Raw genomic sequence first — 300 nt, 5'->3', positions numbered from 1 at the left:
AACCCGGGCACCAAGACGCTCTCCCGCGAGGTGGTCGCCGAGTTCACGCAGTTCCCGCTGCGACTGGCCTGGGCGGTGACGATCCACAAGTCGCAGGGCAAGACCTACGACCGGGCGATCGTCGACCTGGGATCGGGGGCGTTCGCGCCCGGCCAGACCTACGTGGCGCTGTCGAGGCTCACCTCGCTCGACGGCCTGTACTTGTCCCGGCCGTTGCGTCCGCGCGACATCCAGGTGGACGAGGACGTGCGCCGCTTCATGCGGGAGGCCTGGGAGGCCAGGCAAGCCGAGCAGGCCGAG

General features: G+C 70.0%; 1 pseudogene. It reads left to right on the top strand.

From position 1 onward, the window contains the following. Positions 1-300: pseudogene (locus tag KI686_RS17620) on the top strand (hypothetical protein); the annotation flags it as partial.

This window comes from Polaribacter sargassicola, assembly GCF_021991835.1.
GTDB lineage: Bacteria > Bacteroidota > Bacteroidia > Flavobacteriales > Flavobacteriaceae > Polaribacter > Polaribacter sargassicola.
This window is presented reverse-complemented; position numbering and strand designations above follow the sequence as displayed.